The organism is Oceanibium sediminis (assembly GCF_003265325.1).
Classification (GTDB): Bacteria; Pseudomonadota; Alphaproteobacteria; order Rhodobacterales; family Rhodobacteraceae; genus Halovulum; species Halovulum sediminis.
On the sequence record NZ_QGNX01000004.1, the window covers coordinates 124,623 to 150,848 of the forward strand.

General features: G+C 67.2%; 27 protein-coding genes. 9 read left to right on the plus strand and 18 right to left on the minus strand.

From position 1 onward, the window contains the following. Positions 1-51: 51 nt before the first annotated feature. From DJ029_RS11750 to DJ029_RS11775, 6 genes are all read right to left on the minus strand, one after another. On the minus strand, positions 52-618 hold the full coding sequence (locus DJ029_RS11750) for a holin family protein (protein ID WP_112322668.1): 567 nt from the start codon (positions 616-618) through the stop codon (positions 52-54). Further along, positions 609-1,220, minus strand: coding sequence for a holin-associated N-acetylmuramidase (locus tag DJ029_RS11755; RefSeq protein WP_112322669.1), 612 nt, complete (start codon positions 1,218-1,220; stop codon positions 609-611). Before DJ029_RS11755 ends, DJ029_RS11750 begins: the two co-directional genes overlap by 10 nt. Positions 1,221-1,321: 101 nt before the next feature. After that, the gene (gene ccmE, locus DJ029_RS11760; protein WP_112322670.1) at positions 1,322-1,759 is read right to left on the minus strand and encodes a cytochrome c maturation protein CcmE; all 438 of its coding nucleotides are present in this window, start codon (positions 1,757-1,759) and stop codon (positions 1,322-1,324) included. Between the two features lie 7 nt (positions 1,760-1,766). Continuing rightward, entirely contained in the window at positions 1,767-2,804 is a 1,038-nt protein-coding gene (gene argC, locus DJ029_RS11765; protein ID WP_112322671.1) for an N-acetyl-gamma-glutamyl-phosphate reductase, read from the minus strand. A gap of 56 nt (positions 2,805-2,860) precedes the next feature. Beyond that, entirely contained in the window at positions 2,861-3,688 is an 828-nt protein-coding gene (locus tag DJ029_RS11770) for a glutamate racemase (protein ID WP_112322672.1), read from the minus strand. 4 nt (positions 3,689-3,692) lie between these two features. Continuing rightward, positions 3,693-4,565 carry a lysophospholipid acyltransferase family protein gene (locus DJ029_RS11775; RefSeq protein ID WP_112322673.1) on the minus strand — a complete coding sequence of 291 codons (873 nt, stop codon included), beginning with the start codon at positions 4,563-4,565 and terminating at the stop codon, positions 3,693-3,695. A gap of 194 nt (positions 4,566-4,759) precedes the next feature. Here DJ029_RS11775 and DJ029_RS11780 point away from each other — a divergent pair, with 194 nt between their 5' ends. Together DJ029_RS11780 and DJ029_RS11785 are read left to right on the plus strand one after the other, a co-directional pair. Further along, positions 4,760-5,722: a radical SAM protein gene (locus DJ029_RS11780; RefSeq protein WP_112322674.1), complete on the plus strand. Its 963-nt coding sequence runs from the start codon at positions 4,760-4,762 to the stop codon at positions 5,720-5,722. Next, positions 5,710-6,606 (plus strand): DMT family transporter, encoded by an 897-nt coding sequence (locus tag DJ029_RS11785; RefSeq protein ID WP_198671133.1) that lies wholly within the window; start codon positions 5,710-5,712, stop codon positions 6,604-6,606. The genes DJ029_RS11780 and DJ029_RS11785 overlap by 13 nt, the downstream gene beginning before the upstream one ends. Here DJ029_RS11785 and aroB read toward each other — a convergent pair. Further along, entirely contained in the window at positions 6,571-7,719 is a 1,149-nt protein-coding gene (gene aroB, locus DJ029_RS11790) for a 3-dehydroquinate synthase (protein WP_370445237.1), read from the minus strand. The two genes, DJ029_RS11785 and aroB, sit on opposite strands and share 36 nt — an antisense overlap. Next, on the minus strand, positions 7,712-8,314 hold the full coding sequence (locus DJ029_RS11795) for a shikimate kinase (RefSeq protein ID WP_112322676.1): 603 nt from the start codon (positions 8,312-8,314) through the stop codon (positions 7,712-7,714). Before DJ029_RS11795 ends, aroB begins: the two co-directional genes overlap by 8 nt. A gap of 115 nt (positions 8,315-8,429) precedes the next feature. On the opposite strand from DJ029_RS11795, the gene DJ029_RS22410 reads away from it, so the two are divergent. From DJ029_RS22410 to DJ029_RS11810, 4 genes are all read left to right on the plus strand, one after another. Continuing rightward, positions 8,430-8,564 carry a hypothetical protein gene (locus DJ029_RS22410; RefSeq protein WP_258165089.1) on the plus strand — a complete coding sequence of 45 codons (135 nt, stop codon included), beginning with the start codon at positions 8,430-8,432 and terminating at the stop codon, positions 8,562-8,564. Further along, positions 8,561-10,138: a hypothetical protein gene (locus DJ029_RS11800; RefSeq protein WP_112322677.1), complete on the plus strand. Its 1,578-nt coding sequence runs from the start codon at positions 8,561-8,563 to the stop codon at positions 10,136-10,138. The genes DJ029_RS22410 and DJ029_RS11800 overlap by 4 nt, the downstream gene beginning before the upstream one ends. Positions 10,139-10,141: 3 nt before the next feature. Continuing rightward, complete coding sequence (locus DJ029_RS11805) at positions 10,142-11,056, plus strand: site-specific tyrosine recombinase XerD (protein ID WP_112322678.1); 915 nt, start codon at positions 10,142-10,144, stop codon at positions 11,054-11,056. Positions 11,057-11,230: 174 nt separating this feature from the next. Continuing rightward, positions 11,231-12,553 (plus strand): HlyC/CorC family transporter, encoded by a 1,323-nt coding sequence (locus DJ029_RS11810; RefSeq protein ID WP_112322679.1) that lies wholly within the window; start codon positions 11,231-11,233, stop codon positions 12,551-12,553. Positions 12,554-12,570: 17 nt separating this feature from the next. On the opposite strand, the gene DJ029_RS11815 is transcribed toward DJ029_RS11810, so the two are convergent. Next, positions 12,571-14,109, minus strand: a complete 1,539-nt coding sequence (locus DJ029_RS11815) for a helicase HerA-like domain-containing protein (protein WP_112322680.1) — start codon at positions 14,107-14,109, stop codon at positions 12,571-12,573. Positions 14,110-14,563: 454 nt separating this feature from the next. Between DJ029_RS11815 and DJ029_RS11820 the strand changes: the two genes are divergently transcribed. Then, positions 14,564-15,190, plus strand: coding sequence for an invasion associated locus B family protein (locus DJ029_RS11820; protein ID WP_112322681.1), 627 nt, complete (start codon positions 14,564-14,566; stop codon positions 15,188-15,190). Between the two features lie 11 nt (positions 15,191-15,201). On the opposite strand, the gene DJ029_RS11825 is transcribed toward DJ029_RS11820, so the two are convergent. The 4 genes from DJ029_RS11825 to DJ029_RS11840 all read right to left on the minus strand — a co-directional run bounded on the left by DJ029_RS11825 (position 15,202) and on the right by DJ029_RS11840 (position 19,385). Next, positions 15,202-16,413: a beta-ketoacyl-[acyl-carrier-protein] synthase family protein gene (locus DJ029_RS11825; protein WP_112322682.1), complete on the minus strand. Its 1,212-nt coding sequence runs from the start codon at positions 16,411-16,413 to the stop codon at positions 15,202-15,204. A 9-nt stretch (positions 16,414-16,422) separates the two neighbouring features. After that, entirely contained in the window at positions 16,423-16,689 is a 267-nt protein-coding gene (locus tag DJ029_RS11830; RefSeq protein ID WP_112322683.1) for an acyl carrier protein, read from the minus strand. A 30-nt stretch (positions 16,690-16,719) separates the two neighbouring features. After that, the gene (lpxD, locus tag DJ029_RS11835) at positions 16,720-17,811 is read right to left on the minus strand and encodes a UDP-3-O-(3-hydroxymyristoyl)glucosamine N-acyltransferase (protein WP_112322684.1); all 1,092 of its coding nucleotides are present in this window, start codon (positions 17,809-17,811) and stop codon (positions 16,720-16,722) included. A gap of 89 nt (positions 17,812-17,900) precedes the next feature. Beyond that, the gene (locus DJ029_RS11840) at positions 17,901-19,385 is read right to left on the minus strand and encodes a L,D-transpeptidase family protein (RefSeq protein WP_232823058.1); all 1,485 of its coding nucleotides are present in this window, start codon (positions 19,383-19,385) and stop codon (positions 17,901-17,903) included. 579 nt (positions 19,386-19,964) lie between these two features. Here DJ029_RS11840 and mepK point away from each other — a divergent pair. Continuing rightward, positions 19,965-20,522, plus strand: coding sequence for a peptidoglycan L,D-endopeptidase MepK (gene mepK / locus DJ029_RS11845; protein WP_232823059.1), 558 nt, complete (start codon positions 19,965-19,967; stop codon positions 20,520-20,522). A 101-nt stretch (positions 20,523-20,623) separates the two neighbouring features. Further along, positions 20,624-21,043 carry a GNAT family N-acetyltransferase gene (locus DJ029_RS11850; protein WP_112322687.1) on the plus strand — a complete coding sequence of 140 codons (420 nt, stop codon included), beginning with the start codon at positions 20,624-20,626 and terminating at the stop codon, positions 21,041-21,043. Positions 21,044-21,063: 20 nt separating this feature from the next. Here the strand turns inward: DJ029_RS11850 and DJ029_RS11855 are convergent, their stop codons facing one another. The 5 genes from DJ029_RS11855 to DJ029_RS11875 are packed head-to-tail and all read right to left on the minus strand — an operon-like array spanning position 21,064 to position 26,018. Further along, entirely contained in the window at positions 21,064-22,332 is a 1,269-nt protein-coding gene (locus DJ029_RS11855; RefSeq protein WP_112322688.1) for a glutamate-5-semialdehyde dehydrogenase, read from the minus strand. Positions 22,333-22,343: 11 nt separating this feature from the next. Next, positions 22,344-23,465 (minus strand): glutamate 5-kinase, encoded by a 1,122-nt coding sequence (gene proB, locus DJ029_RS11860; protein WP_112322689.1) that lies wholly within the window; start codon positions 23,463-23,465, stop codon positions 22,344-22,346. Continuing rightward, the gene (obgE, locus tag DJ029_RS11865) at positions 23,453-24,484 is read right to left on the minus strand and encodes a GTPase ObgE (RefSeq protein WP_112322690.1); all 1,032 of its coding nucleotides are present in this window, start codon (positions 24,482-24,484) and stop codon (positions 23,453-23,455) included. Before obgE ends, proB begins: the two co-directional genes overlap by 13 nt. Next, positions 24,481-25,506, minus strand: coding sequence for a GNAT family N-acetyltransferase (locus DJ029_RS11870; protein ID WP_112322691.1), 1,026 nt, complete (start codon positions 25,504-25,506; stop codon positions 24,481-24,483). Before DJ029_RS11870 ends, obgE begins: the two co-directional genes overlap by 4 nt. Then, complete coding sequence (locus tag DJ029_RS11875; RefSeq protein ID WP_232823060.1) at positions 25,503-26,018, minus strand: GNAT family N-acetyltransferase; 516 nt, start codon at positions 26,016-26,018, stop codon at positions 25,503-25,505. The genes DJ029_RS11870 and DJ029_RS11875 overlap by 4 nt, the downstream gene beginning before the upstream one ends. Between the last annotated feature and the right edge of the window lie 208 nt (positions 26,019-26,226).

Genomic DNA, 26,226 nt, shown 5'->3' on the forward strand with positions numbered 1-26,226 from the left:
TTCAAAGACTTGATTGTCGCGGTTCACGGAAGTCTGACCGCACACCGCCCCTCAGGGCGCGACGCCGCCCCGCGCCCGCCAGTCCGCAATGGCGGCATTCGCGCCGGCGGGGGCGGAAGACCCTATCGCGGGGGCATCCGGGGCGTCCCCTTCAGCATGGTCCCCGCCTAGCCGGGGGATGCCGCGCAACGTCTCGATCCGGCGCATGGTGTCCGCCACCTCCTCCGGGGGTACACTGGCGCGGGGGCCGCGAAAGTGATGCAACTCCCGCGCCCCGAAATAGAACGAGACGACCGCCCCGAGCAGCCACCACAGCGGCTCGGGCACCAGCGCAAGCCCCTGCATGCGGATCCCGAAGGAGACCGGGTCCACCATGGCGAAGGCGAACAGCGCCAGCGACCCCAGCGCCATGGCCGGGCGCGGCAGGCGGTTCAGCCCGTTGACGAGCCCGTCGAACCAGCCACCGCGCGGGGCGGCGTATTCGGCGCCGAATTGCCCCAGCGCGGCCAGTTGCTCGGCGTGATCCTGCGCCGCGCGCTTGGTGCGGTTTTCCACGAAGACCTCGGCCACGCCGGTCACGGCGGGGGCAAGGCCCAGAAGGCGCGCGATCAGCCCCATGCCGCCACCCGCGCGCGATGCTGTGCCTCGCTCAGGTGGAAGCGCGCAGAAATGAACTCCTCCGCGCGCGCGATCCAGCCGCCCTTGCCGCCATCCCGGCGGCGGGCGTATTTGCGCGACGCGGGGCGGCGATCCGCCAGCGCGTAGTAGTAGTTGCGCCGCGCGATCCCGTAGGCGTCGGCCAAATGGTCCGGCGCCTTGCGCCAGGCCAGCGCCGCCGCGGCGGCGGTCCTGGGGCCGAGAACACCGTCGACGGCAACGGGCTCTCCGAATTCGGCCAGAAGCTTCTGGAGGATACGGATCGCGTTGGCCCCGGCGTTGACATACATGTCGAACACGCTTGGTTGCAGGCGTTCGGGCAGCCGGTCGATGCCCGGCCTGGCGTAGTAGTGGGACTTGAAGATCTCCACCGCGCGGGCCGCGCTGATGCGGCGCACATCCTCGGCATCGATGTCGCCATCCCCGTCGAGATCAAGCCCGAGGCGGCGCAGCGTGTGGATCGTCACGCCGTGATTGGTCGCCCCCCCGGGATCGTCGGGGTCGTTCACACAGCCCCCTTCGCGCGCAACAATAGCCTGCGCGATGGCATCGACGCTGAGCATCGGCCATTCCTCCTGCTGAAAAATGTCTGGAAATCAGCGAGGAGTCTGACAGATCTCGGCTAAGGTTTGGTTAATCGCAGAAAAATCGGTGAACGGCCTCCTCAGGAGCCGCTTTCCTGGTAGACGCCCTGCTCCTTCAGCGCGTCGATCACTTCCTTGGGCATGTAGGTCTCGTCATGCTTGGCCAGGACCTCGGTCGCAACGAAGACGCCGTCCTCGATCCGTCCGGTCACGACGGTGCCCTGCCCTTCGCGGAACAGGTCCGGCAGGATGCCCTTGTAGCGTACCGGGAAATCCGCGTTGGTGTCGGTGACGATGAAGGAATGCGTCTCACCCCTTTGCCAACTGTCGGCCTTCACGAGGCCGCCCAGGCGGAACACCTCGCCCTGGCGCGGCGGGTCCAGCGCGATGTCGCTGGGCGAGCGGAAGAATTCGAAGGCGTCGCGCCCGGCAAAGATGACAAGGCCGGTCGCGATTGCCAGCAGCACGGCGCCGGCGGCGACCATCTGCTTGCGTCGTTTCTTCTTCAGTCCGGCCATGGCGCCCTCAGGGGAACAGCGGGGCCATCATCAGCCCCATGGTTTCAGGGAAGCCCAGCATCAGGTTGGCGTTCTGCACCGCCTGCCCGGAAGAGCCCTTGGTCAGGTTGTCGAGCGTCGAAAAGACAATCGCCCGCCCCGGACGCCGATCTGCCACGACGCCGAGGTGCACGAAGTTCGAGCCCCGCACATGGCGCGTCGCCGGGGCTTCGCCCAGGGGCAGCACGGTCAGGAAGGGCTCGTCCGCGTATGCCTCCGCCAGGGCGTTGTGGATCTGCTCCGCCTCGCCCCGCACGTAGACGGTCGCCAGTATGCCCCGGTTCTGCGGCAGCAGGTGCGGCACGAAGGTGGGGGTCACGGCCCGCCCGGCGGCAAGGGACATTTCCTGCTCGAACTCGGCGATATGGCGGTGCTTGGCGACGTTGTAGGCGTGGTATCCCTCGGACACCTCGGCATGCAGCGTGCCTTCCTTGGGCGAGCGCCCTGCCCCGGACACGCCGGTGGCAAGGTTGATGATGATCTCGTCAGGGTCGATTACGCCCGCCTTCAGCAGGGGCAGAACCGCGAAATTACCGGTGGCCGCGTTGCAGCCTGTACAAGCGACAAGCCGGGCGTTGGCGATGGCGTCGCGATAGAATTCGGTCAGCCCGTAGACGGCCTCCTCCTGCAGATCCAAGGCAGAATGCTCCCGTCCGTACCACTCGGCGTAAACCTTAGGGTCACGCAGCCGGAAATCGGCGGACAGGTCGACCACCTTCTTGTCGCGCGGCAGGGCCGAGATCACCTCCTGCGAGGTGGCATGCGGCAGCGCGCAGAAATAGAGGTCCACCTCGTCGGGGTTCACGTCCTCGATCCGGCACAGTTCGGGCAGGTCGAACCCGCGCAGGTGCGGAAACACCGAGGCCATGGTCTGCCCCGCCTTGCGGTCCGCCGTCAGGGCGGTGATGCGCATGTTGGGGTGGCTGAGGATCAGTCGGACAAGCTCGGCCCCGGTGTAGCCGCTTGCCCCCAGAATCGCGATCCGTGCCTTGCCGTTCATGGTCATTCACCCCTTGGCGGGGGTATCCCCCCGATATTGCTGTCTGAGCGGGCCATACCCGATCAGGGAAACAAGCGCAATTCGACGCTGCGAAAGGCATGGTCGCGCCCGGTCAGTTTGCGCGCCGCCGCCGATACCGCGCCGCTGTCCCCTGTTGTCAGATAAGTGGTGCCGCCCGGTTCTGCAAAGCGGGGATGGCGCGACAGATAGGCGCTGAGCGCCTCGGCCACGGTCCGGCCCTGGTCGAGCAGGCGCGTTCCCTTGGGCAGCGCCGCAACGAAGGCGTCGCGCGCCAGCGGGTAGTGGGTGCAGCCAAGGACCACCGCGTCGGGCGCGGGCATGCGCGCCAGCGCGACGCCGGTACAGTCATGAACCAAGGCGCGGGCGGCGGCGCTTTCCCCCGCCTCCAGCGCGTCGACAAGGCCCGGACAGGGCGTTTCGACCAGCGTGATGCCGCTGGCGCGCAAGGAAAGCTCCCGCCCGAAGGCGCCGCTTTGCACGGTTGCCGGGGTTGCGTAGAAATGCACGCCCAGGGGGCCCACGGGCGTCGGCGCGCCCTTGTCCGCCCAGGGACGCCCGGCGATCGCCTCGATCATCGGGACCAGCACGCCGAGCACACGGCGATCGGGCGGCACCCAGTATTCCTGCATCGACCTGAGCGCGACGGCCGAGGCGGTGTTGCAGGCCATCACGACCAGCTCGCACCCCGCGTGAAACAGCGTCCCCACCCCGGCCATGGACAGGTCCACGATCTGTTGCGCGGGGCGCACCCCATAAGGCGCATGGGCGTGATCCCCGAGATAGGTGAACGCCTGTCCCGGAAAGCGGCGCTGCAAGGTATGCAGCACCGTCAGCCCGCCAAGACCACTGTCGAAAACCCCGATCGGCACGGGACTAGCGGCCTTCGTCGAAGTCGAAGCCGTAGCCCATGTCGCCCAAGGAACGCGGGCTGAGCGAATAGGTCTGCTGGCGCAGGTAGTCCATCATCGCGGCCGGGTCACGCCCATGCAGGGCCAGCATGTCGCGCGGCAGAGGCTCTCCGATGACCACCGGGACATGCGCGCCCACCCGCACCTTGAACTCGCTGATCAGCAGCGCGAGGCGCAGGGTGGAATGCAGGTGACTGGCGATCTGGAACAGGCGGCTGTTGTGGCCGTCGAAGTACACCGGCACCACCTCGGCCCCGGACTTGGCGATCAGCCGGGCGGTGAAGCGCCGCCAGCTCGGGTCCATCGGGCGTCCGAACGGCCTTGGCGCGGTGGACACGGTGCCCCCGGGAAAGACGCCGATGCACCCGCCGTCGCCCAGGTATTGCAGCGCTGTCCTGCGGGTTTCGAGGTTCTGGCGCTGCGCTTCCCGGGTTTCGTCGAAGTTCACGGGCAGGATGACCCTGTTCAGGTCCTCAGCCTTGCGAAAGACGCTGTTGGCGAGGATCCGGAAATCGCCCCGCGCGCGGCGCAGGACATGGCCCAGCACCAGCCCGTCGAGAATACCGTAGGGGTGGTTCGCCACGACCACCAGCGGCCCGTCTTTCGGCAGGTTGTCCAGGCTTCCGGCCAGCAGGTCCAGCGTCAGGGCGTAGCGCTCCACCATCACGTCCCAGAAGTCGCGGCCGGCGCGGACTTCGTGCTCGTAGCCCTCGGCCATGCGGATGAGCTTCATCCGCCCGGTCAGGTTCTCGATCGAGCGGATGACACCGCGGCCCGCTCGGGAGCGGGCGGAACTCGCATAGCTGATTTCCCTGGCAACCCGGGCGCTCTTGCGCATCTTGTGTCCTCTTGTCGCGACCGACTGCCCGGCGTCGGGGGCGAATTTAATCGCCCCCGACGGCCCTGTCCAGAACGCTGCACGGGCCCCGCTGGGTCACGACATTGTTCGCACGGCACCCCAATCGCGCCTTGACCCGCGCGCGCACCCTGCCAATTGTCCCGCAAAAGCAGTTGAAAGGCGATCCTAGGCATATGAACGATCTGACGGCCCCCAAGGCGCCCAGCAGGATCCTGGGCAAATTCGAGCATCCCGACCTGACCGCAAAAGGCGAAGCGCGCGCCAGCGTCCCCCTGTCCCGGCTGGAGACGCTTTGGATCAACACCGGCACCCTGTGCAATATCGCCTGCCACAACTGCTACATCGAAAGCTCGCCCGAGAATGACCGCCTGGCCTACATCACGACCGATGAGGTGACGCGCTACCTCGACGAGATCGCAACCGGTGCCTGGCCCGTGACGGAGATCGGCTTCACCGGCGGCGAGCCCTTCATGAACCCCGACATCCTGGACATGCTGGAGGCCAGCCTGTCCCGCGGTTTCGACGTCCTGGTGCTGACCAACGCGATGCGCCCGATGCAACGCAAACGGATCAAGGCCGGGTTGGCCGACCTGAACGCGCGCCATGCGGGCAAGTTGACGCTGCGCATCTCGCTCGACCATCACACCGCGGCGTTCCACGACGAGGAGCGGGGCGTGGGCGCGTTCGAGATCTCGCTCGCCGGGATGCGCTGGCTGCGCGACCGGGGCATTCGCATGACTGTTGCCGGGCGCACCATGTGGGGCGAAAGCGAGGGCGACGCGCGCGCCGGATACGCCGCGCTTTACGCCGCAAACAACTTCAAGATCGACGCGCAAAACCCTGTTCAAACAGTTCTTTTCCCGGAAATGGACGAACAGGCCGAAGTGCCCGAGATTACAACCGATTGCTGGCGCATCCTCGGCAAGCGCCCGGATGAGGTGATGTGCGCCTCCTCCCGCATGGTGGTCAAACGCAAGGGGGCCGAGCGCCCGGTGGTGCTGTCCTGCACGCTGCTCGCCTATGACGCGACGTTCGAGATGGGCGAAACCCTGGCCGAGGCGGACCGCCCCGTTGCCCTCAACCACCCGCATTGCGCCAAGTTCTGCGTTCTGGGCGGGGCAAGTTGCAGCGCCTGAGCGTTCACTGGCGCGCCATCCTGGCGCTGGTGGCGACAATCCTGATCTGGGCGTCCTTCCTCGTGGTGACGCGCGCCGCCGTGACCACACGCCTTGGCGTGACGGAGGTCGGGCTGATCCGCTACGGCGTCGGGGCGCTGCTGTTCCTGCCGGTGGCGCTGCGCCACGGCGTGATCCCGGCGATTCCGCTTTGGCAACTGATCGCACTGCCCCTGTTCGGCGGCGTCGGCTTCCTGGTCTGCCTCGGGCTGGGGCTGAAGATCGCGCCGGTGGCCGACAGCGGGGTCTTCACCCCCTCGATGCTGCCGCTCTACGTCGCCATCCTCTCGTCTCTGTTCCTGGCGGAGCGTTTCTCGCCCGGGCGCAAGATCGGCTTCGTGCTGATCGTTGTCGGGGCGCTGTCCGTCGGCGGGTGGAGCGCGCTGGGCACCGCGGAACCGGGTGTCTGGCGCGGGCATCTGCTGTTCACCGCCGCCAGCATCTCCTGGGCGTTCTACACCGTGACCTTCCGCATCAGCGGGCTTGGCGCGGCCCATGCCAGCGCGGTTCTGTGCTTCTGGTCGGCGCTGGCCTTCGCGGGCATCGCCCTTGTGAATGGCGTAGACTTCTCGGGCATCCCCTTGGAAACCCTTGCAATTCAGGTTCTGTTCCAGGGCGTTTTGTCAGGGTTCGTTGCCACCTACACCTTCTTTTACGCGATCCGCCACCTTGGCCCTTCGCGCACGTCGGCTTTCGCGGCAATGGTACCGGTACTGGCCGCGCTCGGCGGTTGGGCGGTGCTGGGGGAGCCGATCGGCTGGATCAAGGCGGGCGGTATCCTCGTCGTCTCCGCCGGGGTCGCGCTCGCCTCAGGCGTTTTCCTGCGTGGCGAGCGCGTCGACTAGCACCGCGCGCACGGGGGCAAGATCCACGTCGCGGGCAACGAACGCCTCGCCGATCCCGCGCGCAAGGATGAAGGTGATCGCGCCGTCGCGCACCTTCTTGTCCTGGCGCATCAGGTCGATCAGCGCATCGGGTCCGGGCAAGGCGCCGGCAATGTCGCTGAGCTTCGCCTTGAGCCCCATGGCCGCCATATGCGCGAAGACGCGGCCCGGATCTTCCTGCGGGCATAGCCCGAGCCGCTGGGAAACCTCGAAAGCCAGGCCGCAGCCGATGGCCACCCCCTCGCCATGCAGCAGGCGGTCGGAATAGCCGGTCGCCGCCTCGAGCGCGTGGCAGAACGTATGCCCGAGGTTCAGCAGCGCGCGGTCCCCCTGCTCGGTCTCATCGCGGGTGACGATCGCCGCCTTCATCTCGCACGAGCGGCGCACCGCATGGCGGCGCGCGGCGGCGTCCCCGTCGCGCAGGGCGGGGCCGTTGGCTTCGAGCCAGGCGAAGAAGTCGGCATCACCCAGAAGCCCGGTCTTCATCACCTCGCCATAACCGGCAAGGAAATCGCGCCTTGGCAGCGTGTCGAGGATGCCGGTATCCGCCACCACCAGCTTCGGCTGGTAGAAAGCGCCGACCAGGTTCTTGCCCAGCGGCGAGTTGATCGCCGTCTTGCCGCCGACAGAACTGTCCACCTGCGCCAGCAGCGTCGTGGGGACCTGCACGAAACCGATGCCCCGGCGCATGATCGCGGCGGCGAATCCCGTCAGATCGCCGATCACCCCACCGCCGAGGGCGACCACGATGTCGTCACGCTCCGCGCGCATCTCAAGCAGCCATTCGACCACGTGCTGAAGCTCGGCCCAGGATTTCGTCGCCTCGCCCGGCGGCAGCGCCAGCGCCTCGACCGAGATGCCTTCCGCGGCGCAGGCGTTGCGCAACGTATCCAGGTGCAGCCCGGCGACGGTGCGGTCGGTCACGACGAACAGCCGCTGGCGATTCAGGTAGGGTGCAACTTCGGCCCCGAATCGGGCGAGCAGCCCCGCCCCGATGCGGATCGGATAGGCGCGGCCCGGCAACTCGACGCGGACTTCCTCGATCCCGATTTCCCCGTTCTGCGTATCAGTCATCATGCGCACCTTTCACCAGGACCGGCGGCAATTCGGGATGCGCCAGGTCATGTGCCCGTACCGCGGCGAGAATCCGCCGCACCATCGCGTCATGGCTGATTCCCGGATCCGAGGGCACCCGGACCTGCGCCTGCGCATAGGTGGGTGTGCGTTCCTCGAGCAGTTTTGCCAGGACGCCTTTCGGGTCCGCCTGCTGCAACAGCGGGCGCGTGTTGCGATCCTTCACCCGCGACCAGAGCGTTTCAAGCGCGGCGTCAAGCCAGACCGAGACACCATGCGCGGCGATATCCTTGCGCACCGGCGCGGCCATGAAGGCGCCGCCACCGGTGGCCAGCACGCCCGGCGCCTCGCCCAGCAGGCGCGAAATGACGCGCGCTTCGCCGTCACGGAAGTAGGCCTCGCCGAAACGCTCGAAGATCTCGCGCACCTCCATGCCGGCGGCAGCCTCGATCTCGTGATCTGAATCACGGAAAGGAACGTCCAGGAATGCGGCCAAACGCCTGCCGACACTGGTTTTCCCTGCGCCCATCAGTCCGACGAGCACGATAGGGCGCGAAAGGGTAACGGATAATTTCTGCTCACCGGCAGGCGACATCGACGAAGGCTTTCTCTTTGGGCCGCGATTGATGTACCTCAAGAGAGACCTTAAGTTCCATAGCGAATAAGGCCCAAGCCAATGGGCCGGGAACAGAAAAACAGGCAGGGGTCACATGGGACGGCTATTGAAGTACCTGATCTACCTTCTGATCCTTGCGGGGATCGGATTGTCCGGCTACGCGCTGATCTTCGATCTGCCCGCACCGGTCGAGCCGCGGGTGATTCCGCTTGAGCCGCCCACCGGATGAGGCGCACCTATCCTGCATTTCTGGCGGCCCTTCTGGCCGTGACGGCGGGCGTTGCCCCGGCCAGTGAGCCCCCGCGCAGCGTGATCGGCTGGCTGTCCGACGTGCTGGACCAGCCCCCCGAGCCGGTCGGGCCCGGCCCGCGCCCCCCGTCGGACGCGGTGGCGCCCTTCGAGCCGGCGGCGATCCTGACCTCGTCCCTCGACGATCCGGTGCGCGATGGAATCGGCGTGCTCGCCCCGGAGGAAACGGGTCTGCCGCGCGATATCTGGGGCACGCTGTCCGCGCTGCGGGTGCGCAACCTGATCTATGCGCAGGAACTCAGGGGCGTGCCGGCGACGGTTGACCTGCATGTGACGCTGATGCTCGCCGATACCAAGGCCCCGGTCGGTTCGGGGGCCGCCAACGGTGTGCTGTTGTCGCGCATCGACACGCTGATGGCCGCAGGCCGGCTGGACGACGCCGCCGCCCTGCTCTCCGCCACCGGGCACGAAACGCCAGACCTGTTCCGCCGCGCCTTCGACATCGCCCTGCTGAAGGGGCGCGCCGATCCGCTGTGCGCGCGCCTGAGCGACTCGCCCGGCCTGTCGCCCACGCTGATGGCGCGGGTCTACTGCCTTGCGCTGCTGGGGGACTGGTCCGCCGCGGCGCTGACGCTGAACCTCGGCCGGGAGGTGGGCGAAATCTCCGTCCACGAGGAGGCGCTGCTGTCCCGTTTCCTCGACCCCGAGCTGTTCGAGGGCGTCGACCCGCCCCCCATCCCCGAGCCGCTGACCACGCTCGACTTCATCCTGCGCGAGGCGGTGGCCCTGCCCCGCCCCGCAGGAAGCCTGCCGCTGGCCTTCCTTTTCCCCGACGCCGCCGATTCCGCGCCGCTGCGCGCGCGGCTGATCGCCCGCGAACGGCTTGTTCGCGAAGGCGCGCTCAGCCCCGATGTGCTGTTCGCGGCGTATCGTGACGGCACCCCGGCGGCCTCGGGCGGGGTGTGGGATCGCATGGCGCTGACCCGCAAGCTGGACCAGGCGCTCGCCATAGGTGAGGCCGACGATATTTCCGATGCTCTTCAGGCCGCCGATCGCGCGTTTGCCGCGCAGAAGCTGCGCCCCGCGCTGGCCCGGGTCTATGCCCGCCAGCTCGACGCGCTTCCCAAGCCTGCCCTGTCGCCCGCCACCCGCCAGCGGATCGGGGAGTTGCTGCTGCTGGCCAATCGGGGTGCGGCGGCGGCGGACTGGTTCCCCGACACGAACGACCGGGCCAGCCGATTCTTCGCCGCCTTCGCGCGGGGCGAGGAACTGCCCCTGGCCGGGGACACGGCCCTGCCACCGCTGAAGGCGGCGGTCATCGCCGGCCTGACCAGGCGCACCGCCCCCTCCGAAGATGCGTCGCGGATCGAGGCGCTGCTCACCGGCACCGCCTATGGCGAGGGGCTGTTGCGCACGCTTGCCCTGCTTGCACCGGGGCCGGAGATCGACCCAGGGGACCTGACGTCCGCCCTCTACCTGCTGCGCGTGGCGGGGCTTGAACCCCAGGCCCGGCAGATCGCGGCGGAGACACTTCTGCTCCTGCCGGAGGCGTGAGCCGTGTCGCACCGCTGGTTTTCCGAGTACCTCGAAGCGCTCCAGGCCGAGCGCGGCGCGGCGCGGACAACGCTGGAAAGCTACGCCCGTGACCTGCGCGCCTTCGCCGAAGGCCTGGGCGCGGAAACCAGCGTCGAAACCGCCAGCCGCACCGATATCGAAAAGCACCTGAGCACGCTGGAAGCGCTGGGCCGCAGCCCCGCGACAAGGGCGCGACGGCTGTCGGCCATTCGCGGCTTCTATCGTTTCGCCTTTGTCGAGGGGCTGCGCAGCGACGACCCGGCCGCGCTGATCCGCGGGCCGCGACCGGGGCGCCACCTGCCCGGCACCCTCAGCGAGGAAGAGGTCGACCGCCTGCTCTCCGCCGCAGCCGAGACCGGACGCACCGAAACCGAGCGCTGCCGCAACGCCTGCCTGATGGAGGTGCTCTACGCCACCGGCCTGCGGGTCAGCGAGCTGGTCAGCCTGCCAGTCAGCGCCGCGCGGGGCGATCCGCGCACCCTGTTCGTGCGCGGCAAGGGCGGCAAGGAACGCATGGTGCCCCTGTCGGACCCGGCCCGCGACGCCATGGCCGCCTGGCTGGCCCTGCGCGACCGGGACGAGGCATTGCGCGTGGACCAGGGCGGCATAGCGTCGGCCTATCTGTTCCCCAGCCGCTCGAAGGCGGGGCATATCACCCGCAACCAGTTCTTCCTGCTGGTCAAGCAGATGGCCGCGCGGGCCGGTATCGCGCCGGACGCGGTCTCTCCACATACGCTGCGCCATGCCTTTGCCACGCATCTGCTGGCCCACGGCGCGGACCTGCGCGCGATCCAGGCCCTGCTGGGCCACGCAGATGTGGCAACGACGGAAATCTACACCCATGTCCTGGAAGAGCGGCTGAAGCAGATCGTACTGGACAATCACCCGCTCGCATGACGCCGGTACGCCCACCCCTTCGCGCCGCCGTTCGCGGCGCGGTCCCCGGATCCGGGGACCGATGTGCGATCCGCACGGCCCTGGGCGACGTATCGGGCGCACCCGCGCTTGAAGCAACCGCCGCCCGGCCCCATAACTTAGACTTCTCAATTGCCTCTCAAGGACCCCCGCCGCATGGAAACTGAAATCGCCGCCGCCGCCACCTCTTCGGGATGGGATGCCGCCCTTTGGGGCACCATCCTGGCCGTGCTGGGGCTTTTGATGCTCTCCGCGTTCTTCTCGGGCTCGGAAACCGCGCTGACGGCGGCCAGCCGCGCCAAGCTGCACGGGCTGTCGGACAAGGGATCGCGCGGGGCCGACACGGCGCTGCGCCTGACCGAGGATAACGAGCGGCTGATCGGCGCGGTGCTGCTGGGCAACAACCTGGTCAACATCCTCGCCACCTCGCTCGCCACGTCCCTGCTGACGGTGCTGTTCGGGGACAGCGGCGTTGCGCTCGCGACGCTGGTGATGACCGCGCTGGTCCTGATCTTCGCCGAGGTGATGCCCAAGACCTATGCCATCACCAACGCCGAGACCGCCGCCACCCGCGTGGCCCCCGTGATCTCGGTCGTGGTGCGCGTCTTCTCACCGGTCGTGAACGCGGTGCGCTGGCTGGTGCGGCTCGTGCTCGGCCTGATGGGCGTCCAGACCGACCCCGAGGCCAGCATCATGGCCGCACAGGAGGAAATCGCCGGCGCCATCGCGCTGCATCACTCCGAAGGCGGCGTGATGCGCGAGGAGCGGGACCGCCTGCTCGGCGCGCTCGACCTCGGCCAGCGCGAGGTGGAGGAGATCATGCTCCACCGCCAGAGCATCGAGCTGATCGACGCGTCGGACCCGCCCCAGGACATCCTGTCCCAGTGCCTGAAGTCGCCCTACACGCGCCTGCCGGTGTTTCGCGACGACCCCGAGAACATCATCGGCGTGATCCATGCGAAGGATCTGCTGCGCGCCGTGGAAACACTGCTGCGCGGTTCGGAAAACGGCTTGCAGAATCTAGAGAACTTCAACGTCCTCGATGTCGCGATGGAACCCTACTTCGTGCCCGAAACCACGACGCTGGACGACCAGATGCGCCAGTTCCTGCGCCGCAAGTCCCACTTCGCGCTGGTGGTGGACGAATACGGCGCCCTGCGCGGGTTGATCACGCTGGAAGACATCCTGGAGGAAATCGTCGGGGAAATCGCCGACGAACACGACGAGGAAGAACAGACCCTGACGCCCGAGGCTGACGGCTCCGTCCTGGTCGAGGGCGGCATGACGATCCGCGACCTGAACCGCGCATGCGAATGGCAACTTCCCGACGACGAGGCGAACACTGTCGCCGGACTGGTCATCCACGAGGCGCAGACGATCCCGACCGTCGGCCAGACCTTCAACTTCCACGGCTTCAGGTTCCAGGTCACCGGGCGCGAAAGAAACCGCCTGACACAGATCCGCGTGCGAAAGATCTGAGTTGCGCGGGCGGGGCCTCAGCGCCCGCGGAACAGCCCGCCGAGGACGCCGCGGATGAACTTTCGCCCCGACTGGGTGGAGGCCGTCTTGATCACCGATTTCACCAGAGTCTCGCCGATCGTATCGGTGCGTGACGCGCGGGGGCGGCTTGCGTCGCGGCTCTCGCCGCCATATCGCCGCGCCGCTTTGAATTCCCGCTCTTCTTCCGCCTTCTCAGCTTTCTCAGCCGCCTCCGCCTCGGCGGCGGCTTCCTCGGCGCGGGCCTTCAGCATCTCGAACGCGCTGTGCGCATCGACGGCGCTGTCGTAAAGCCCGGCAATGGGCGAGGCCGCGACGACCGCGCGGCGCTGGGCGTCATCGATCGGACCAAGCCGTGAGGACGGCGGGCGGATCAGCACCCGCTCGACCACACCTGGCACCCCCTTCTTCTGCAGGGTGGAGACGAGCGCCTCGCCGACGCCCACCTCGCGGATCGCCTCGGCGGTGTCGAAACGCTCATTGGGGCGGAACGTCTCGGCCGCGGCCTTCAGCGCACGCTGGTCTCGGGGCGTGAAGGCGCGCAGCGCGTGCTGCACGCGGTTGCCAAGCTGGCCGAGGATGTCGCCCGGCACATCGTCGGGGTTCTGGGTGACGAAGAACACCCCCACCCCTTTCGAGCGGATCAGCCGCGCCACCTGTTCTACCTTGTCGACCAGCGCCTTGGGGGCGTCATCGAACAACAGGTGCGCCTCGTCGAAGAAGAAGACGAACTTCGGCTTGTCGGGGTCGCCCACCTCGGGCAGTTGCTCGAACAGTTCGGACAATAGCCACAGCAGGAAGGTCGCGTAAAGCCGCGGGCTTTGCATCAGCCTGTCAGCGGCCAGCACGTTGATCCGCCCCTGCCCGCCCGCGCTGACCGCGATCATGTCCTCCAGCGTCAGCGCCGGTTCCCCGAAGAAGCCCTCGCCGCCCTGGTTCTCCAGCACGATCAGCCGCCGCTGGATCGCCCCGACCGAGGCGGTGGCGACGTTGCCGTATTCCAGCGAGACGGCTTTCGCGTTCTCCCCCAGCCAGATCAGAAGCGCGCGCAGGTCCTTAAGGTCCAGAAGCGGCAGGCCCTGCTCATCCGCGATGCGGAAGGCGATGTTCAGCACCCCTTCCTGCGCCTCTGTCAGATCCAGCAGGCGCGACAGAAGAAGCGGCCCCATCTCGGAAATCGTGGTGCGCACGGGGTGGCCTTTTTCCCCGAACATGTCCCAGAAGACGACGGGGAAGCCGTCATACCCGTAATCGCTGAAGCCGATGGTCCTGGCCCGGCTCTGCAACGCGTCGTGCAGCTTGTCCGCCGGGGATCCAGCCGTCGCAAGGCCCGACAGGTCCCCCTTCACGTCCGACAGGAACACCGGCACGCCGGCGGCCGAGAAGCTTTCGGCCATGATCTGCAAGGTCACTGTCTTGCCGGTACCCGTGGCCCCGGCGATCAGCCCGTGGCGGTTGGCGTATTTCAGCTTCAGCGTCTGGGGCGTGGCGTAATCCGGGCCTCCGCCGCCCAGGAAGATCGTCTCGTCGTCGGCCATGTGGTCCTCGGTTCAACTACGTGCTGACTGCAACATACAAAATTAACCTATACACGCCATGGTATAGTTACGGCGTGGGGGCTAGCGTCACGGTGTCGTAATTCCTCCCTGTTGGACTTGGCCGCACCCCCCGGGTGCGGCCCTCTTCATGGGCTCGTGCAGTATGCGACGCTTGGGCGCAAGAAATTAACCGGTATTCATCGCTGAACCCTGTTGACGTGGGCGTGGTCATTGCCTAGCCTCCGGAACACAAGTCGGCCGGTCCGACAGGGAGAGAGAGCTGCTCCGCAGCCGAAAAAGGCACCTTACGGGGTGTCTTTTTTCGTGTCGCAAGACCCTTCGGCAATAACCGGCGGATGCCACCGGCGGGCGCGCCTCCGCGTTGACAACCCCGGGGCGACCTGACACCTGAATCCGGAAAACCGGGAGTCCATCCCCAAGGAGGCAATCGATCGTGACATTTTTCAATCGTTTCACCAGTTCCGCCCTGGCGCTCGTGCTGATGGCCAGCCCGCTGAGCGCTCAGACGACGACCGAAGAGACGGCCCCCGAAGCGGAAGCTGCCGCCGAAGAAGCAACCCCGGCCGAGCCGCAGGCGGACGCGCCCGCAGATCCGGCGAGCGGCGAGGAGAGTACGCCCGACCTGCCCGAGAACCTGTCGATCGAGGCCTTCGGAGACTGGGAACTGCGCTGCGAAACGACCACCAACAACTGCTTCATGTACCAGCTTGCACGGGATGAATCGCTGAACCCGGTTTCCGAGCTCAGCCTGGTAGCCCTGCCCGAAAGTGCTGACGCGGCCCTTGGCGTGACCGCCATCACGCCGCTCGGCACCTTGCTGTCCGAAGGGCTCGTCCTGCAGGTCGACAGCGGCGCGGCCCGTCAGTATCCGTTCAGCTGGTGCACCCGCTCGGGCTGTTTCGCGCGTTTCGGCATGACCGCTTCGGAAGTGGACGCCATGAAGCGGGGCGCAACCGCGCGGCTGCGGATCCTGTCCGTTTCAGCCCCCGAGGACCCCGTGATTCTGAACGTCTCGCTCAGCGGGTTCACCGCGGCTTACGAGGCGCTGACCAGCCGCTGATCAGCCCCTATTCAGGCGAATCGCTTCAACGCCAACACGGCGTTGAGGCCCCCGAACGCAAAGGCATTGCTGAGCGTCGCCTCGACCCGCGCTTCGCGCGCGGTGTTGGGCACCACGTCCAGGTCGCATTCGGGATCGGGGCTTTCGTAGTTGATCGTCGGCGCGATCACCCCTTCGCGCAGCGCCATGATGCAGGCCAGAAGCTCCACCGCGCCGGTGCCGCCGATCAGATGGCCATGCATGGACTTCGTGGACGAGATCATCAGCGAATCCGCATGAGCACCGAACACCTCGCGCACCGCGGCGCATTCGGTCCGGTCGTTCGCGGTCGTGCCGGTGCCATGGGCGTTGATGTAGCCGATCGCCTCGCCCGGCAGGCCCGCGTCCCGCAAGGCCCCGGCAATGGCGCGCTTGGCGCCCTGCTTGTTCGGCATCACGATGTCGGACGCGTCCGAGGTCATGGCGAACCCCACCACCTCCGCCAGGATATCCGCGCCACGGGTGCGGGCGTGCTCGTATTCCTCGAACACGAAGACAGCGGCCCCCTCGCCCTGGACCATGCCGTTGCGATTGGCCGAGAAGGGACGGCAGCCGTCCTTGGACATGACGCGCAGACCCTCCCAGGCCTTGATCCCGCCAAAGCACAGCATGCTTTCCGAGCCGCCCGCCAGCATCACCTTGCTCGCGCCGGTCCGGATCAGGTTGAACGCCTGCCCCATCGCGTGGTTCGAGGAGGCGCAGGCGGTGGCCACGGTGAACGCCGGCCCCTGCAATCCGTGCACCATCGACACATGGCTCGCCGCGGCATTGTTCATCAGGCGCGGCACCACGAAGGGATGCACCCGGTTCTTGCCGTCCTCGTAGACCGAGCGATAGTTTTCGTCCTGCGTCTGCAACCCGCCACCGGCGGTGCCGAGTACGACACCCGCGTCGGCGGCCAGTTCGTCCGAAAACACAAGCCCGGACTGGGCCACGGCTTCCTCGGCCGCGATAAGGGCGAACTGGGTGAAGACATCGTAAAGCGTGATCTGCTGGCGGGTGAACCGCGCGCCCGGATCATAGGTTTTCAACTGTCCGCCGATGGTGATCGACAGGCGATCCGCATTCGGGAATTCAAGCGTTCCGATCCCGTTCCGCCCCTCGCGCATCGCGGTGAGGTTTTCCTCGGCGCTCTGTCCTAGGGCGGATATGGCGCCCTGTCCTGTAATTACGACACGTTTCATATGCGGGTGTCAGCCACTCTTTTCCACCACCAGCTTTTCGACAGCGGCGACCATGGATTTGACGTTGGTGATATCGAATTCAGACTCCGCCGGATCATTGGCATTGAACGGAACCGAGACGTCGAACGTCTCTTCGATGGCGAAAACCGCTTCGACCAGGCCCAGGGAATCGATGCCCAGATCCTCAAGCGTCGAGTCCATGGATACATCGCCCGGTTCGATCAGAGCCTGCTCTGCGATGATGGCAATTACCTGTTCTTCAACAGACTTGGGCATGCGTATCCTCGATCATTATCGGGGTTTCCCTTACCCGTTCGGGAAGTGCTTTGAAACCAGTTTTTGCAGCGCATCAAGCTTGGCCATGGTTCGGGGCAAGCGTCGGATGGCCTTGTAGGACTCCACGTTGAGTTCCATCTTCATGGCCGGGTTGCCCATCATGACGCGTCCGGGCGGAATATGCGAGGACACAGCTGAGGCCCCGGCGACGATCACGTCCGAGCCGACCGTCAGGTGATCCGCCAGTCCCGCCTTGCCGCCAAGGACCACCCGGTCCCCGATCACGGTGGAGCCGGCGACGCCGGACTGACCGCACAACAGGCAATGCCGCCCCACCTGCACGTTGTGCCCGATGCAGACGAGGTCGTCGATCTTGGTGCCATCCCCGACGCGCGTGTCCGAGATCGTGCCGCGATCGATCGTCGCGTTCGCGCCCACCTCCACGTCATGACCGATGGTGACCGAGCCGAGGGAGTTGATCCGCACGAACCCGGTCGTGCGGCTCGCCTCGGAGATCGTCCCGCTCTCGCGCGCTTCCTCGACCGCGTCGCGGCTGGGGCTGACAAAGGAAAACCCGTCGCCGCCGATGGTCGCGCCGGGCTGGCAGATAAACCGGTCCCCGATGACGACGCGCGGGCCGATATGCACCTGGGGGTGCAGCACCGCATCCGCCCCGATCCGTACATCAAGACCGATGGATACGTGGTTGAAAATCAACGCATTCGGGCCAATCCGGACACCCTTTGCGATATAGCAGAACGGGCCGATCCGCGCGCCCTCGCCGATCTCGGCGCCGGGCTCGACGATCGCGGTGGGGTGGATCCCCTCGTTCATGTGCAGCTCATGGGCGAAGACCCGGGCGACCCCCGCCAGCACGTAACGCGACCGGGGCGCGAAGATCGCGCCTTTCAGCCCCATCGCCTGCCAGTCCGCGTCGGGCCAGAGCACCGCCGCCTCGGCCGCGCCCTCGCCCAGTTTCTCGGCGAAGGTCGGCTCCATCGCCAGGGCCAGCTCACCGCGCTCTGCGACCGCGGGCTCTGCCACGCCGCTGATCGGCAGCGACAGATCGCCCGCCGCCTCGGCGCCGAGCGCCTGCGCGATGTCCCCCAGGGTATACTTCATCCGACGTCCCTTGCGGTTCGTATCCAGAACAACGGGGGCGGCCAACGCGAACGCGGCCGCCCCCTCAAAACCATTTACGTGTTCGCGCCTCAGCCTTCAACCGCAGCCAGCGTGACGCCCGCCTTGCTGAGCGCATCGAAGACCCGGCCATCGCGGCCGTAGATGTCGGCGCGGTACTGCGGCACACCGAACCCGTCGACCCAGGCCGACTGGTAGGTCAGGTACACCGGCACCGGCGTCTCCAGGTTTACGTAACGCTCGGAACCGCTGTCGAGGTGCCGGCGGAACGTGGCCGCCGGGTCGTCCGACTGGGGCGCCAGCAGCAGCTCGGCCAGCTCGAACGGCTTCTGAACACGCACACAGCCGTGGCTGTAGGCGCGCGTGTCCTTGGCGAACAGGCTTTTGGTCGGGGTATCATGCAGATAGATGCTGAACTTGTTCGGGAACATGAACTTTACCCGCCCCAGGGCATTGCCCCCGCCGGGGAGCTGCTTGACGATGAACGGGAAGTTCGACGCGTTGAACTGGTTGAAATCCACCAGCGCGGGATTGATCCGCGTGCCGCTCCGCGTCATCACCTGCATGGAACCGCCAAGCGCGTTCGGGTTGCGCTGCAGCTTCGGCAGCATCTCCTCCGTCGCAATGGAGCGCGGCACGTGCCAGGTCGGGTTGACGACCATATGGGTCATCTCGTCGTTGAATTCCTGGGTGCGGTGCCGGTTCTTGCCGATGACCACGCGGCTGTGCAGCGTCACCTTGCCATGATCGATCAGCTGGACGGTGAAATCGGCCTGGTTGACATAGATGTGCCGGTCGCCCCGGTCGTAGTTCAACCAGCGCTGCCGCTCCAGGTTGACGAGCACCTGCTTCAGCCGGTCCGTGGGTGTGGCGTTCAGCGCCTCGATCGTTTTCGGCCCGGCGACGCCGTCATCGTTCAGGCCGTGACGCAGCTGGAACGCCTTCACGGCGTCGGCAAGCGCCAGATCGAAGGTCGGTTCCGTCCCGTAATCCACGCCGTCCATCGCGCCGAGGCGAGTGCGCATCTGCGTCACACGCGGGCCGGTGTCGCCCTGGCGCAAGGTCGGGCCGTTCGCGACCGCCTCGCCCCAACCGCCGGCGGCGATCAGCGCTTCGAGCCGTTTCTTCTCGGCGAGCAGGTTCTCGTAATCCTTGTGCCCCGGCGCCAGCGCCGCGATGTAGTCGGCGGCGTCCGGCGTGTCCGCCAGCCCTTCGAGCAGCGCGACCGGGTCGGGCCGCTTGGGGGAGACGACGATATCGCGATCCGCCGAGCGCGGCTCGAGCAGGCCGGAGTTCACGTCACGCGCGTAGCGCAGGAAGGCGCGGGAAAAGGCGATCTCCCGCGCGATGCGCGCGTCGGTCCCCTCGGCGGCCATTCCGGCCAGACGCTCGACCCGGTAACGGGCGACCGGCAGGCCATGATCGCCCGCGCCCCAAAGGCTGGCGAGCAGCGCCTCAGACTTGCCGTCATCCCAGATCGGCTGGAAATCATGCACCTCGTAAACCCGCGCCAGCGGCGCAAGCGCGTCGCCGCCCGCGACCAAGGCGTCGCGCATCGCCGCCTGTTCTTCGGACAGAACCCTGTCCGGGGCGACGATACTTGAAGCTGCCGTAACGGCGGCATTGGGCGATGTTGCAAAGCCGGCGCCAATGGCAAGCGGAGAAGCCGCCATCGTCAAACCCAGAAATACAGCTTTTCCGAACATCATCGTAACATTCCTATTCTTTATTAACGCTCGATATACACTCGCCCCCCTGCCGCGATCCTATCGCGGCAGGGGTTTGTCACCGACAGTATCTTGGCTGAAAATTACATCAAAGTGACATGCCCGTGTGCGGTGCTTATTTCCGGGCATCGTGTGACTTTTGCCGCAACGCGACGTTCTGTTGCGGCCACGCAACGATTCCTGGGAAGTCACACGCCCGATTCGGCGGATTTTCGCGCATGAACCGGTGGCATGGTGAACAACAGGTTGGCCGCTACTGTGTCAAATGCCATAGTCCCCCTACCGTGAGCGCGTCAGGCAGGTCAGCGGCACGGGCACGACAGTGCCAACAGCGATCTGGGAAAATAGCTCGGACGCCTTGAGGCTCGGTTCAGAAACGATAACACACGCAGGCAGATGATCAGAAAAATGAACACACCGTCCCGCCGTGACGTTCTTGCGGGCATCTTCTCCACAGCCGTCGCGACCGCGGCCCCTGTGTACGCCAATGCCGCCGGTTTCCTTCGGGGCGCCGGGGATATCCGCCGCGTCAGGCTGCGCTCTACCAGAACCGGCGAAAGCGTGGACACCATCTACTGGGTCGAGGGCAAGTACATCCCCGAAGCCCTGTCCGAGATCAGCTGGTTCATGCGCGACTGGCGCCAGAACGAGGTGATCCAGTACGACCACCGCAACATCGACATCATGGCCGCGACGCTGAAGCTGATGGACACGGAAGAGGCGTATCACGTCGTGTCCGGCTACCGCTCGCCAGCGACGAACGCCCTGCTGCGCCAGCGCAACGGCGGGGTGGCGCAGAATTCCTACCACCTGCGCGGCATGGCGGCGGACCTGAAGCTTTCCTCGCGTTCGATCAGCCAGATGGCGAAAGCCGCGGTGGCCTGCAACGCGGGCGGGGTCGGCAAGTACGGCCGCTCCAACTTCGTTCACATGGATTGCGGACCGATCCGCACCTGGCGCGGCTGAAACCGCGTGATCCCTGCGGGTCCCCGGCGTGCCGGTTACGGCAACTGGCCGGGGTGCCGCATATCGGGTCTGACGCCTGAAAACGCGCCCGGGTTCAGCGCATGAGCCTGCACATCACCCAGATTTCAAGCCGGAACCGCGCCCTGCTGGACCAGGTCGCCGAGACGGTCTTCGACGGGCCCCTGAAGCCGCATCACATCGACGCCCTTCTGGCCGACCCCGCGCAACGCCTGTTCGTCGCCTGTGAGCGCGGCGTCGTCATCGGGCAGGCGAAAGCGGTGATCCATCGCCACGCGGACAAGGCCCCGAGCCTTTTCATCGATGAACTGGGCGTCACCCCGTCACAGCAACGCCGCGGCATCGCCTCGGCCCTTGTGGCGGCGGTGATGACCCTGGCGCGCAACATCGGCTGCGCCGAGGTCTGGCTGGCGACCGAGCCCGAGAATGACCCCGCGAACCTTTTCTACAAGGCCCGCGACATGGTGGGCGAACATGTCGTGGTGTATTCGCGCAAGCTCTGAGCCCGGCGCGCGGCGCTGGCTCAGCGCCGCACCGCGCCGTGCCCTTCGACCAGGTACTTGAAGCTGGTCAGCTGCTCCGCGCCAACCGGCCCGCGCGCGTGGATCTTGCCCGTGGCGATGCCGATCTCCGCGCCCATGCCGAATTCCCCGCCATCGGCGAACTGGGTCGAGGCGTTGTGCATCAGGATCGCGCTGTCCAGACCGCTGAAGAAAGCGTCCACCGCCGCCGCATCCTCGGCCAGGATGCAGTCCGTGTGCGAAGAGCCGTAGCGGCGGATATGCTCCATCGCCGCCGCAACACCGGCCACGGGCCGCGCCGCGATGATCATGTCGAGGTACTCGCGGCCCCAATCGGCTTCCGTCGCGGGGATGGCGCCGGGGTGGTCCGCGATGGTGCCCGCGCCGCGCACTTCGACGCCCTCGGCCAGCAGGGCGTCGATCAGCGCAAGGCCGTGGCGGGCGATGTAGCCCTCGTCGATCAGCAGGCATTCCGCCGCGCCGCAGATCCCCGTGCGCCGTGTCTTGGCGTTCAGGACAACCTTGCGCACCATCTCGGGGTCGGCGCTTTCGTCGACGTAAATATGCACGATCCCTTCGAGGTGGGCAAATACCGGCACCCGCGCGTCGGCCTGAACCCGGCCGACCAGCCCCTTGCCGCCGCGCGGTACGACCACGTCGATGTAATCCGTCATCGTCAGCATCTCGCCCACCGCCGCGCGATCCCGCGTCGGGACCAGCTGCACACCGTCGGCGGGCAGCCCGGCGCTTTCCAGTCCGGCGACGAGGCAGCGATGAATAGCCGAAGGGGAGTGATAGCTTTCCGAGCCGCCGCGCAGGATCGCGGCGTTGCCGGACTTCAGGCACAGCCCGCCCGCGTCCGCCGTCACGTTGGGCCGGCTTTCGTAGATCACGCCGATCACGCCCAGCGGCGTGCTGACCCGGCGAATGTGCAAGCCATTGGGGCGATCCCACTCGGCCAGGACACGGCCCACCGGGTCCGCCTGCGCGGCGACGGCGTTCAGCCCGTCAGAGATGGCGCGCACCCGCCCCGCATCCAGCAGCAGGCGATCCATCATCGCGCCGCTCAGCCCCTTGTCCCGCGCATAGGCGAGGTCTTCCTCGTTGGCGGCGAGGATCTCGTCCATATGCGCCAGCACCGCCTCGGCCGCGCCGTTCAGCGCCGCCGTCTTCTGCGCCGCACTTGCCGTGGCCAGCACCTGCGCCGCCGCCTTGGCGCGCTTGCCGATGTCCTGCATCAACGCGTGAATGTCGCTGGTCGCTCCGTCCATGTCCTGCCCCCTCAAATCGCCATCTCGTCGCGATGCACCAGCGCGGTGCGCCCGGGATAGCCCAGTGTTCCGGCGATTTCGCCCGATTTCAAGCCGCGGATCGCCTCGGCGTCGCGCGCATCGTACCCGGCAAGGCCGATGGTCAGCACCTCGCCCGTGTCGCTGGCGATTTCCACCGGGTCGCCGCGCTGGAAACTGCCCACGACCGAGGTGACCCCCGCGGCCAGCAGCGACTTGCCCGCCAGCAGCGCGCGTACCGCGCCCGCGTCGATCACGATCCGCCCACGCGGCTTCATCGCCGAGATCCACTGCTTGCGCGCCGCCTTCGGGTCCGACGTGCCGCGGAACCATGTGCAGCGCGCACCCGCCTCCAGCGCGGAGATGGGCGAGTCGACATCGCCGCGCACGATCGCCATGGCGCAGCCTGCGCGCATCGCGATGGCCGCCGCCTGCACCTTGGTCTTCATCCCGCCCTTGGCCCCGGCGGTGCCGGCGCCGCCAGCCATCGCCTCCACCTCGGGGGTGATCGCCTCGACCAGGGGCAGATGGCGCGCGTCCGGCTCCTCGCGCGGGTTCGCGGTGTAGAGCCCGTCCACGTCGGACAACAGCACCAGCACATCCGCCCCGGAAAGCGAGGCGATCTGCGCCGCCAGCCGATCGTTGTCGCCATAGCGGATTTCATCGGTGGCGACGGTGTCATTTTCATTGATGATCGGCACCGTGCCAAGCCCGAGCAGCGTTCTGAGCGTGGCGCGGGTGTTCAGGTAGCGGCGGCGGTTCTCGCTGTCCTCCAGCGTGACGAGGATCTGCGCGGCGATGATGCCGTGCCGTGTCAGCACTTCCTGGTAGCTTTGCGCCAGAAGGATCTGCCCGACACTGGCCGCGGCCTGCGCCTCGTCCAGCCGGTCCGACGAGGTAAGCTTCAGAATCCGCCGCCCCAGCGCGATGGAGCCGGAGCTGACGAGCAGCACATCCTTGCCAGCGCGTTTCAGACGAGCCACGTCCTCGGCCAGGCCCGTCAGCCAGGCGCGGCGCAACTCACCCGTGTCCGCATCCACCAAGAGCGCCGAGCCGATCTTGATGACGACCCGTTGCGCGTTCGAAATCAGGTCGGCAGCATTCAGGGCGTCCATTCGCCCTCTCCTGCCGAGGTTTCCTCTTCCCGGGGGGGCGAGATGATCCGCCGAAGCGCGCGCAACACCTCCGTCACGCCATCGCCGGAAATGCCCGACATCGCCATCACCGGGCCGTCCATCACCCGTGCAAGCTCCGCCCGCTGCATGGCGATCAGCTCGCCATCCAGCGCATCGATCTTGTTCAGCACGGTGACGCGCGGCTTGTCGGCAAGATGCCCGCCATAGGCCTCCAACTCATGGATCACTGTGGTGTAATCCTCTGCCACCGTGTCCGAGGTGGCGTCGATCAGGTGCAACAGCACGGCGCAGCGTTCCACGTGGCCGAGGAACCGGTCCCCGATGCCGCGCCCCTCATGCGCGCCTTCGATCAGCCCCGGAATATCGGCGACCACGAATTCCGCCCCGTCCACCGCGACCACGCCAAGGTTCGGGTGCAGCGTGGTAAACGGGTAATCTGCGATCTTGGGCCGCGCATTGGAGGTGGCCGCAAGGAAGGTCGATTTGCCCGCGTTGGGCAGCCCGAGCAGGCCCACATCGGCGATCAGCTTCAGACGCAGCCAGAGCGTGCGCTCCACCCCCGGCTGGCCGGGGTTCGCGTTGCGCGGCGCCTGGTTGGTCGAGGTCTTGAAATGCAGGTTGCCGAAACCGCCGTTGCCGCCCTTGGCCAGCAGCACGCGCTGACCCAGTTCGGTCAGGTCGGCGATCAGCGTTTCCTGGTCCTCGTCAAGGATTTCCGTGCCCACGGGCACCTTCAGCACGATATCCTCGCCCGAGCGCCCGGTGCGTTGCCGCCCGGCCCCGCCCTTGCCGTTCTGGGCAAAGAAATGCTGCTGGTAGCGGTAGTCGATCAGCGTGTTCAGCCCTTCGACCGCCTCCGCCCAGACCGCGCCGCCGTTGCCCCCGTCGCCCCCGTCAGGGCCGCCGAATTCGATGTATTTCTCGCGCCGGAAACTGACGGCACCATTGCCGCCCGCACCGGAGCGAATGTAAACCTTTGCGAGGTCCAGGAATTTCACGGCATGCCTCCAAGGGTTTGCGCGTTCAAGCGATACGTCAAGACAGGCGCGGGCTCAACCCGTGCGAGGCTGTTGCCCACGGCCTCTCCGGTGCGGGTGAAGCCCAGCTTCTCCAGCACGCGGTGGCTGGCGGGATTGTCCACGAAGGCCTCCGCCGTGACCTGTTTCAGATCAAGGCGCGCCAACACGTCGGCCAGGAAGGCGCGCATCGCCTCGGTGGCGTAGCCCCGGCCCCAATGCGCGCGGGCGATCCAGTAGCCGACGCTCGCCGGATGCCCGCCGATCATCACCATGCCGACAAGCGGGCCGTCCTTCAGCCAGACGCCCCAGCGGAAACCGGGCCGCCCCGACCAACGGTTGTCGCCCATCCAGGCCAGCGCCTGCGCGCTGTCGAAGGGATGCGGGATCGTGGCCGTCATGCGCGCCACGTCGGGATCGTTCGCGCCCTCGGCCGCGTCCTTGGCGTGTTCGGGCGCGATGGGCGCGAGGCGCAGCCGCGCGGTCAGGATATGGGGGTTGCGCGCGAAGTCCCAGTCCGCGCGGCTCAGCCACATGCGGCGCACGACAGCCGGTTCTGCGGCCCCGGCGACGGGCACGGACTCGTCCTCGCCCCGGTGAAAGCCGCAGGCCTGCAAGGCCCGGCGCGAGGCGGTGTTGCCCGGTATGTAGCCGGATTTGATCGCCTGCACCCCGCCCGCGAAAACCCGCCCGATCATCGCGGGCAGGACTTCCGATATATATCCCCTGCCCCAATATGGCTCTGCCAGCCAATAGCCGAGGCCCTGCTCCGCACCATGGCTGATGACGCCGATCAAGCTGCCCCGGCGGCAAATCGCGAAGTAGCCCGGATCGCCCGAAGCGCGGGACACAAAGGCCCTCGCGTCGTTCAGCGTGTAGTCGCGTGGCGCCCCCGTGAGCCAGCGGGTCACGTTGACGTTTGCCAACGCCCCGGCCACCGCCGCCGCGTCACTGCAGACCAGGGGCCGCAGGATCAGCCGGGGCAGGATCACGGCCCCGCTCATGCGTTGGCTGCGTGGTCATAGCGCCAGACATCCACCATGGCGTTGCGCGCGGTGGAATACGACTGGCCCTCGCCAAGGTAGCGGAACCCCGCCTTGCTCAGCACCCGGGCCGAGGCGGGATTGTCCTGGAACACCTCCCCCCGCAGCAGGGGGACGCCGGCGTCATGGGCATGGGCGACCACGGCCTCGACCGCCTCGGTCGCGAGGCCGGCGGCCCAGAACGGCTCCCCCAGCCAGTAGCCGAGGTCGCCGTCTTCCTTCACGGTGATCGCGCCGATCGCCTCTTCGGATTCGCTGGCCCGGGGCTGGATCGCCCAGACGGTCTGCCCCTCTTCGCCCGCCAGAACGCGGGCGATGAACGCCTCCGTCGCGCCGGGGGGCAGCGGATGGGGGATCGTGCGGGTCTGACCCGCCACCGCCTGCGAGCCGCAGTACATCGCGAAGGGCCCCGCATCGCTGGGGCGCAGCGGGCGCAGGATAAGGCGGGGCGTTTCGAGGGTCGTTTGAACCATGGTCATGATCCCTTCAGAAAGTCTGGCGCGGCGGAAACTGCGGGCAGAGCCGCCCCGGAATCGGGCGCCCCCGCGACGGCGCCGAAAGCTGTCAGCTCAGCGGGCGGGCGGTGCGCCCTGCCCCGCAGCGTGTCGTGATCTGCCGTGAGAATACCGGGCATCCCGCCCTCCTGTGCCACCCCGCCCTTGCGGCGCGGGGATCGGCGCC

Coding starts and splice junctions, on each gene's coding strand:
- DJ029_RS11750 (WP_112322668.1), bottom strand. CDS start 618: ATGGGGCTGATCGCGCGCCTTCTGGGCCTTGCCCCCGCCGTGACCGGC.
- DJ029_RS11755 (WP_112322669.1), bottom strand. CDS start 1,220: ATGCTCAGCGTCGATGCCATCGCGCAGGCTATTGTTGCGCGCGAAGGG.
- ccmE (WP_112322670.1), bottom strand. CDS start 1,759: ATGGCCGGACTGAAGAAGAAACGACGCAAGCAGATGGTCGCCGCCGGC.
- argC (WP_112322671.1), bottom strand. CDS start 2,804: ATGACCATGAACGGCAAGGCACGGATCGCGATTCTGGGGGCAAGCGGC.
- DJ029_RS11775 (WP_112322673.1), bottom strand. CDS start 4,565: ATGCGCAAGAGCGCCCGGGTTGCCAGGGAAATCAGCTATGCGAGTTCC.
- DJ029_RS11780 (WP_112322674.1), top strand. CDS start 4,760: ATGAACGATCTGACGGCCCCCAAGGCGCCCAGCAGGATCCTGGGCAAA.
- aroB (WP_370445237.1), bottom strand. CDS start 7,719: ATGACTGATACGCAGAACGGGGAAATCGGGATCGAGGAAGTCCGCGTC.
- DJ029_RS11795 (WP_112322676.1), bottom strand. CDS start 8,314: ATGTCGCCTGCCGGTGAGCAGAAATTATCCGTTACCCTTTCGCGCCCT.
- DJ029_RS22410 (WP_258165089.1), top strand. CDS start 8,430: ATGGGACGGCTATTGAAGTACCTGATCTACCTTCTGATCCTTGCGGGG.
- DJ029_RS11800 (WP_112322677.1), top strand. CDS start 8,561: ATGAGGCGCACCTATCCTGCATTTCTGGCGGCCCTTCTGGCCGTGACG.
- DJ029_RS11810 (WP_112322679.1), top strand. CDS start 11,231: ATGGAAACTGAAATCGCCGCCGCCGCCACCTCTTCGGGATGGGATGCC.
- DJ029_RS11815 (WP_112322680.1), bottom strand. CDS start 14,109: ATGGCCGACGACGAGACGATCTTCCTGGGCGGCGGAGGCCCGGATTAC.
- DJ029_RS11825 (WP_112322682.1), bottom strand. CDS start 16,413: ATGAAACGTGTCGTAATTACAGGACAGGGCGCCATATCCGCCCTAGGA.
- DJ029_RS11830 (WP_112322683.1), bottom strand. CDS start 16,689: ATGCCCAAGTCTGTTGAAGAACAGGTAATTGCCATCATCGCAGAGCAG.
- lpxD (WP_112322684.1), bottom strand. CDS start 17,811: ATGAAGTATACCCTGGGGGACATCGCGCAGGCGCTCGGCGCCGAGGCG.
- DJ029_RS11840 (WP_232823058.1), bottom strand. CDS start 19,385: ATGCGCGACGCCTTGGTCGCGGGCGGCGACGCGCTTGCGCCGCTGGCG.
- mepK (WP_232823059.1), top strand. CDS start 19,965: ATGAACACACCGTCCCGCCGTGACGTTCTTGCGGGCATCTTCTCCACA.
- DJ029_RS11850 (WP_112322687.1), top strand. CDS start 20,624: ATGAGCCTGCACATCACCCAGATTTCAAGCCGGAACCGCGCCCTGCTG.
- DJ029_RS11855 (WP_112322688.1), bottom strand. CDS start 22,332: ATGGACGGAGCGACCAGCGACATTCACGCGTTGATGCAGGACATCGGC.
- proB (WP_112322689.1), bottom strand. CDS start 23,465: ATGGACGCCCTGAATGCTGCCGACCTGATTTCGAACGCGCAACGGGTC.
- DJ029_RS11870 (WP_112322691.1), bottom strand. CDS start 25,506: ATGAGCGGGGCCGTGATCCTGCCCCGGCTGATCCTGCGGCCCCTGGTC.
- DJ029_RS11875 (WP_232823060.1), bottom strand. CDS start 26,018: ATGGTTCAAACGACCCTCGAAACGCCCCGCCTTATCCTGCGCCCGCTG.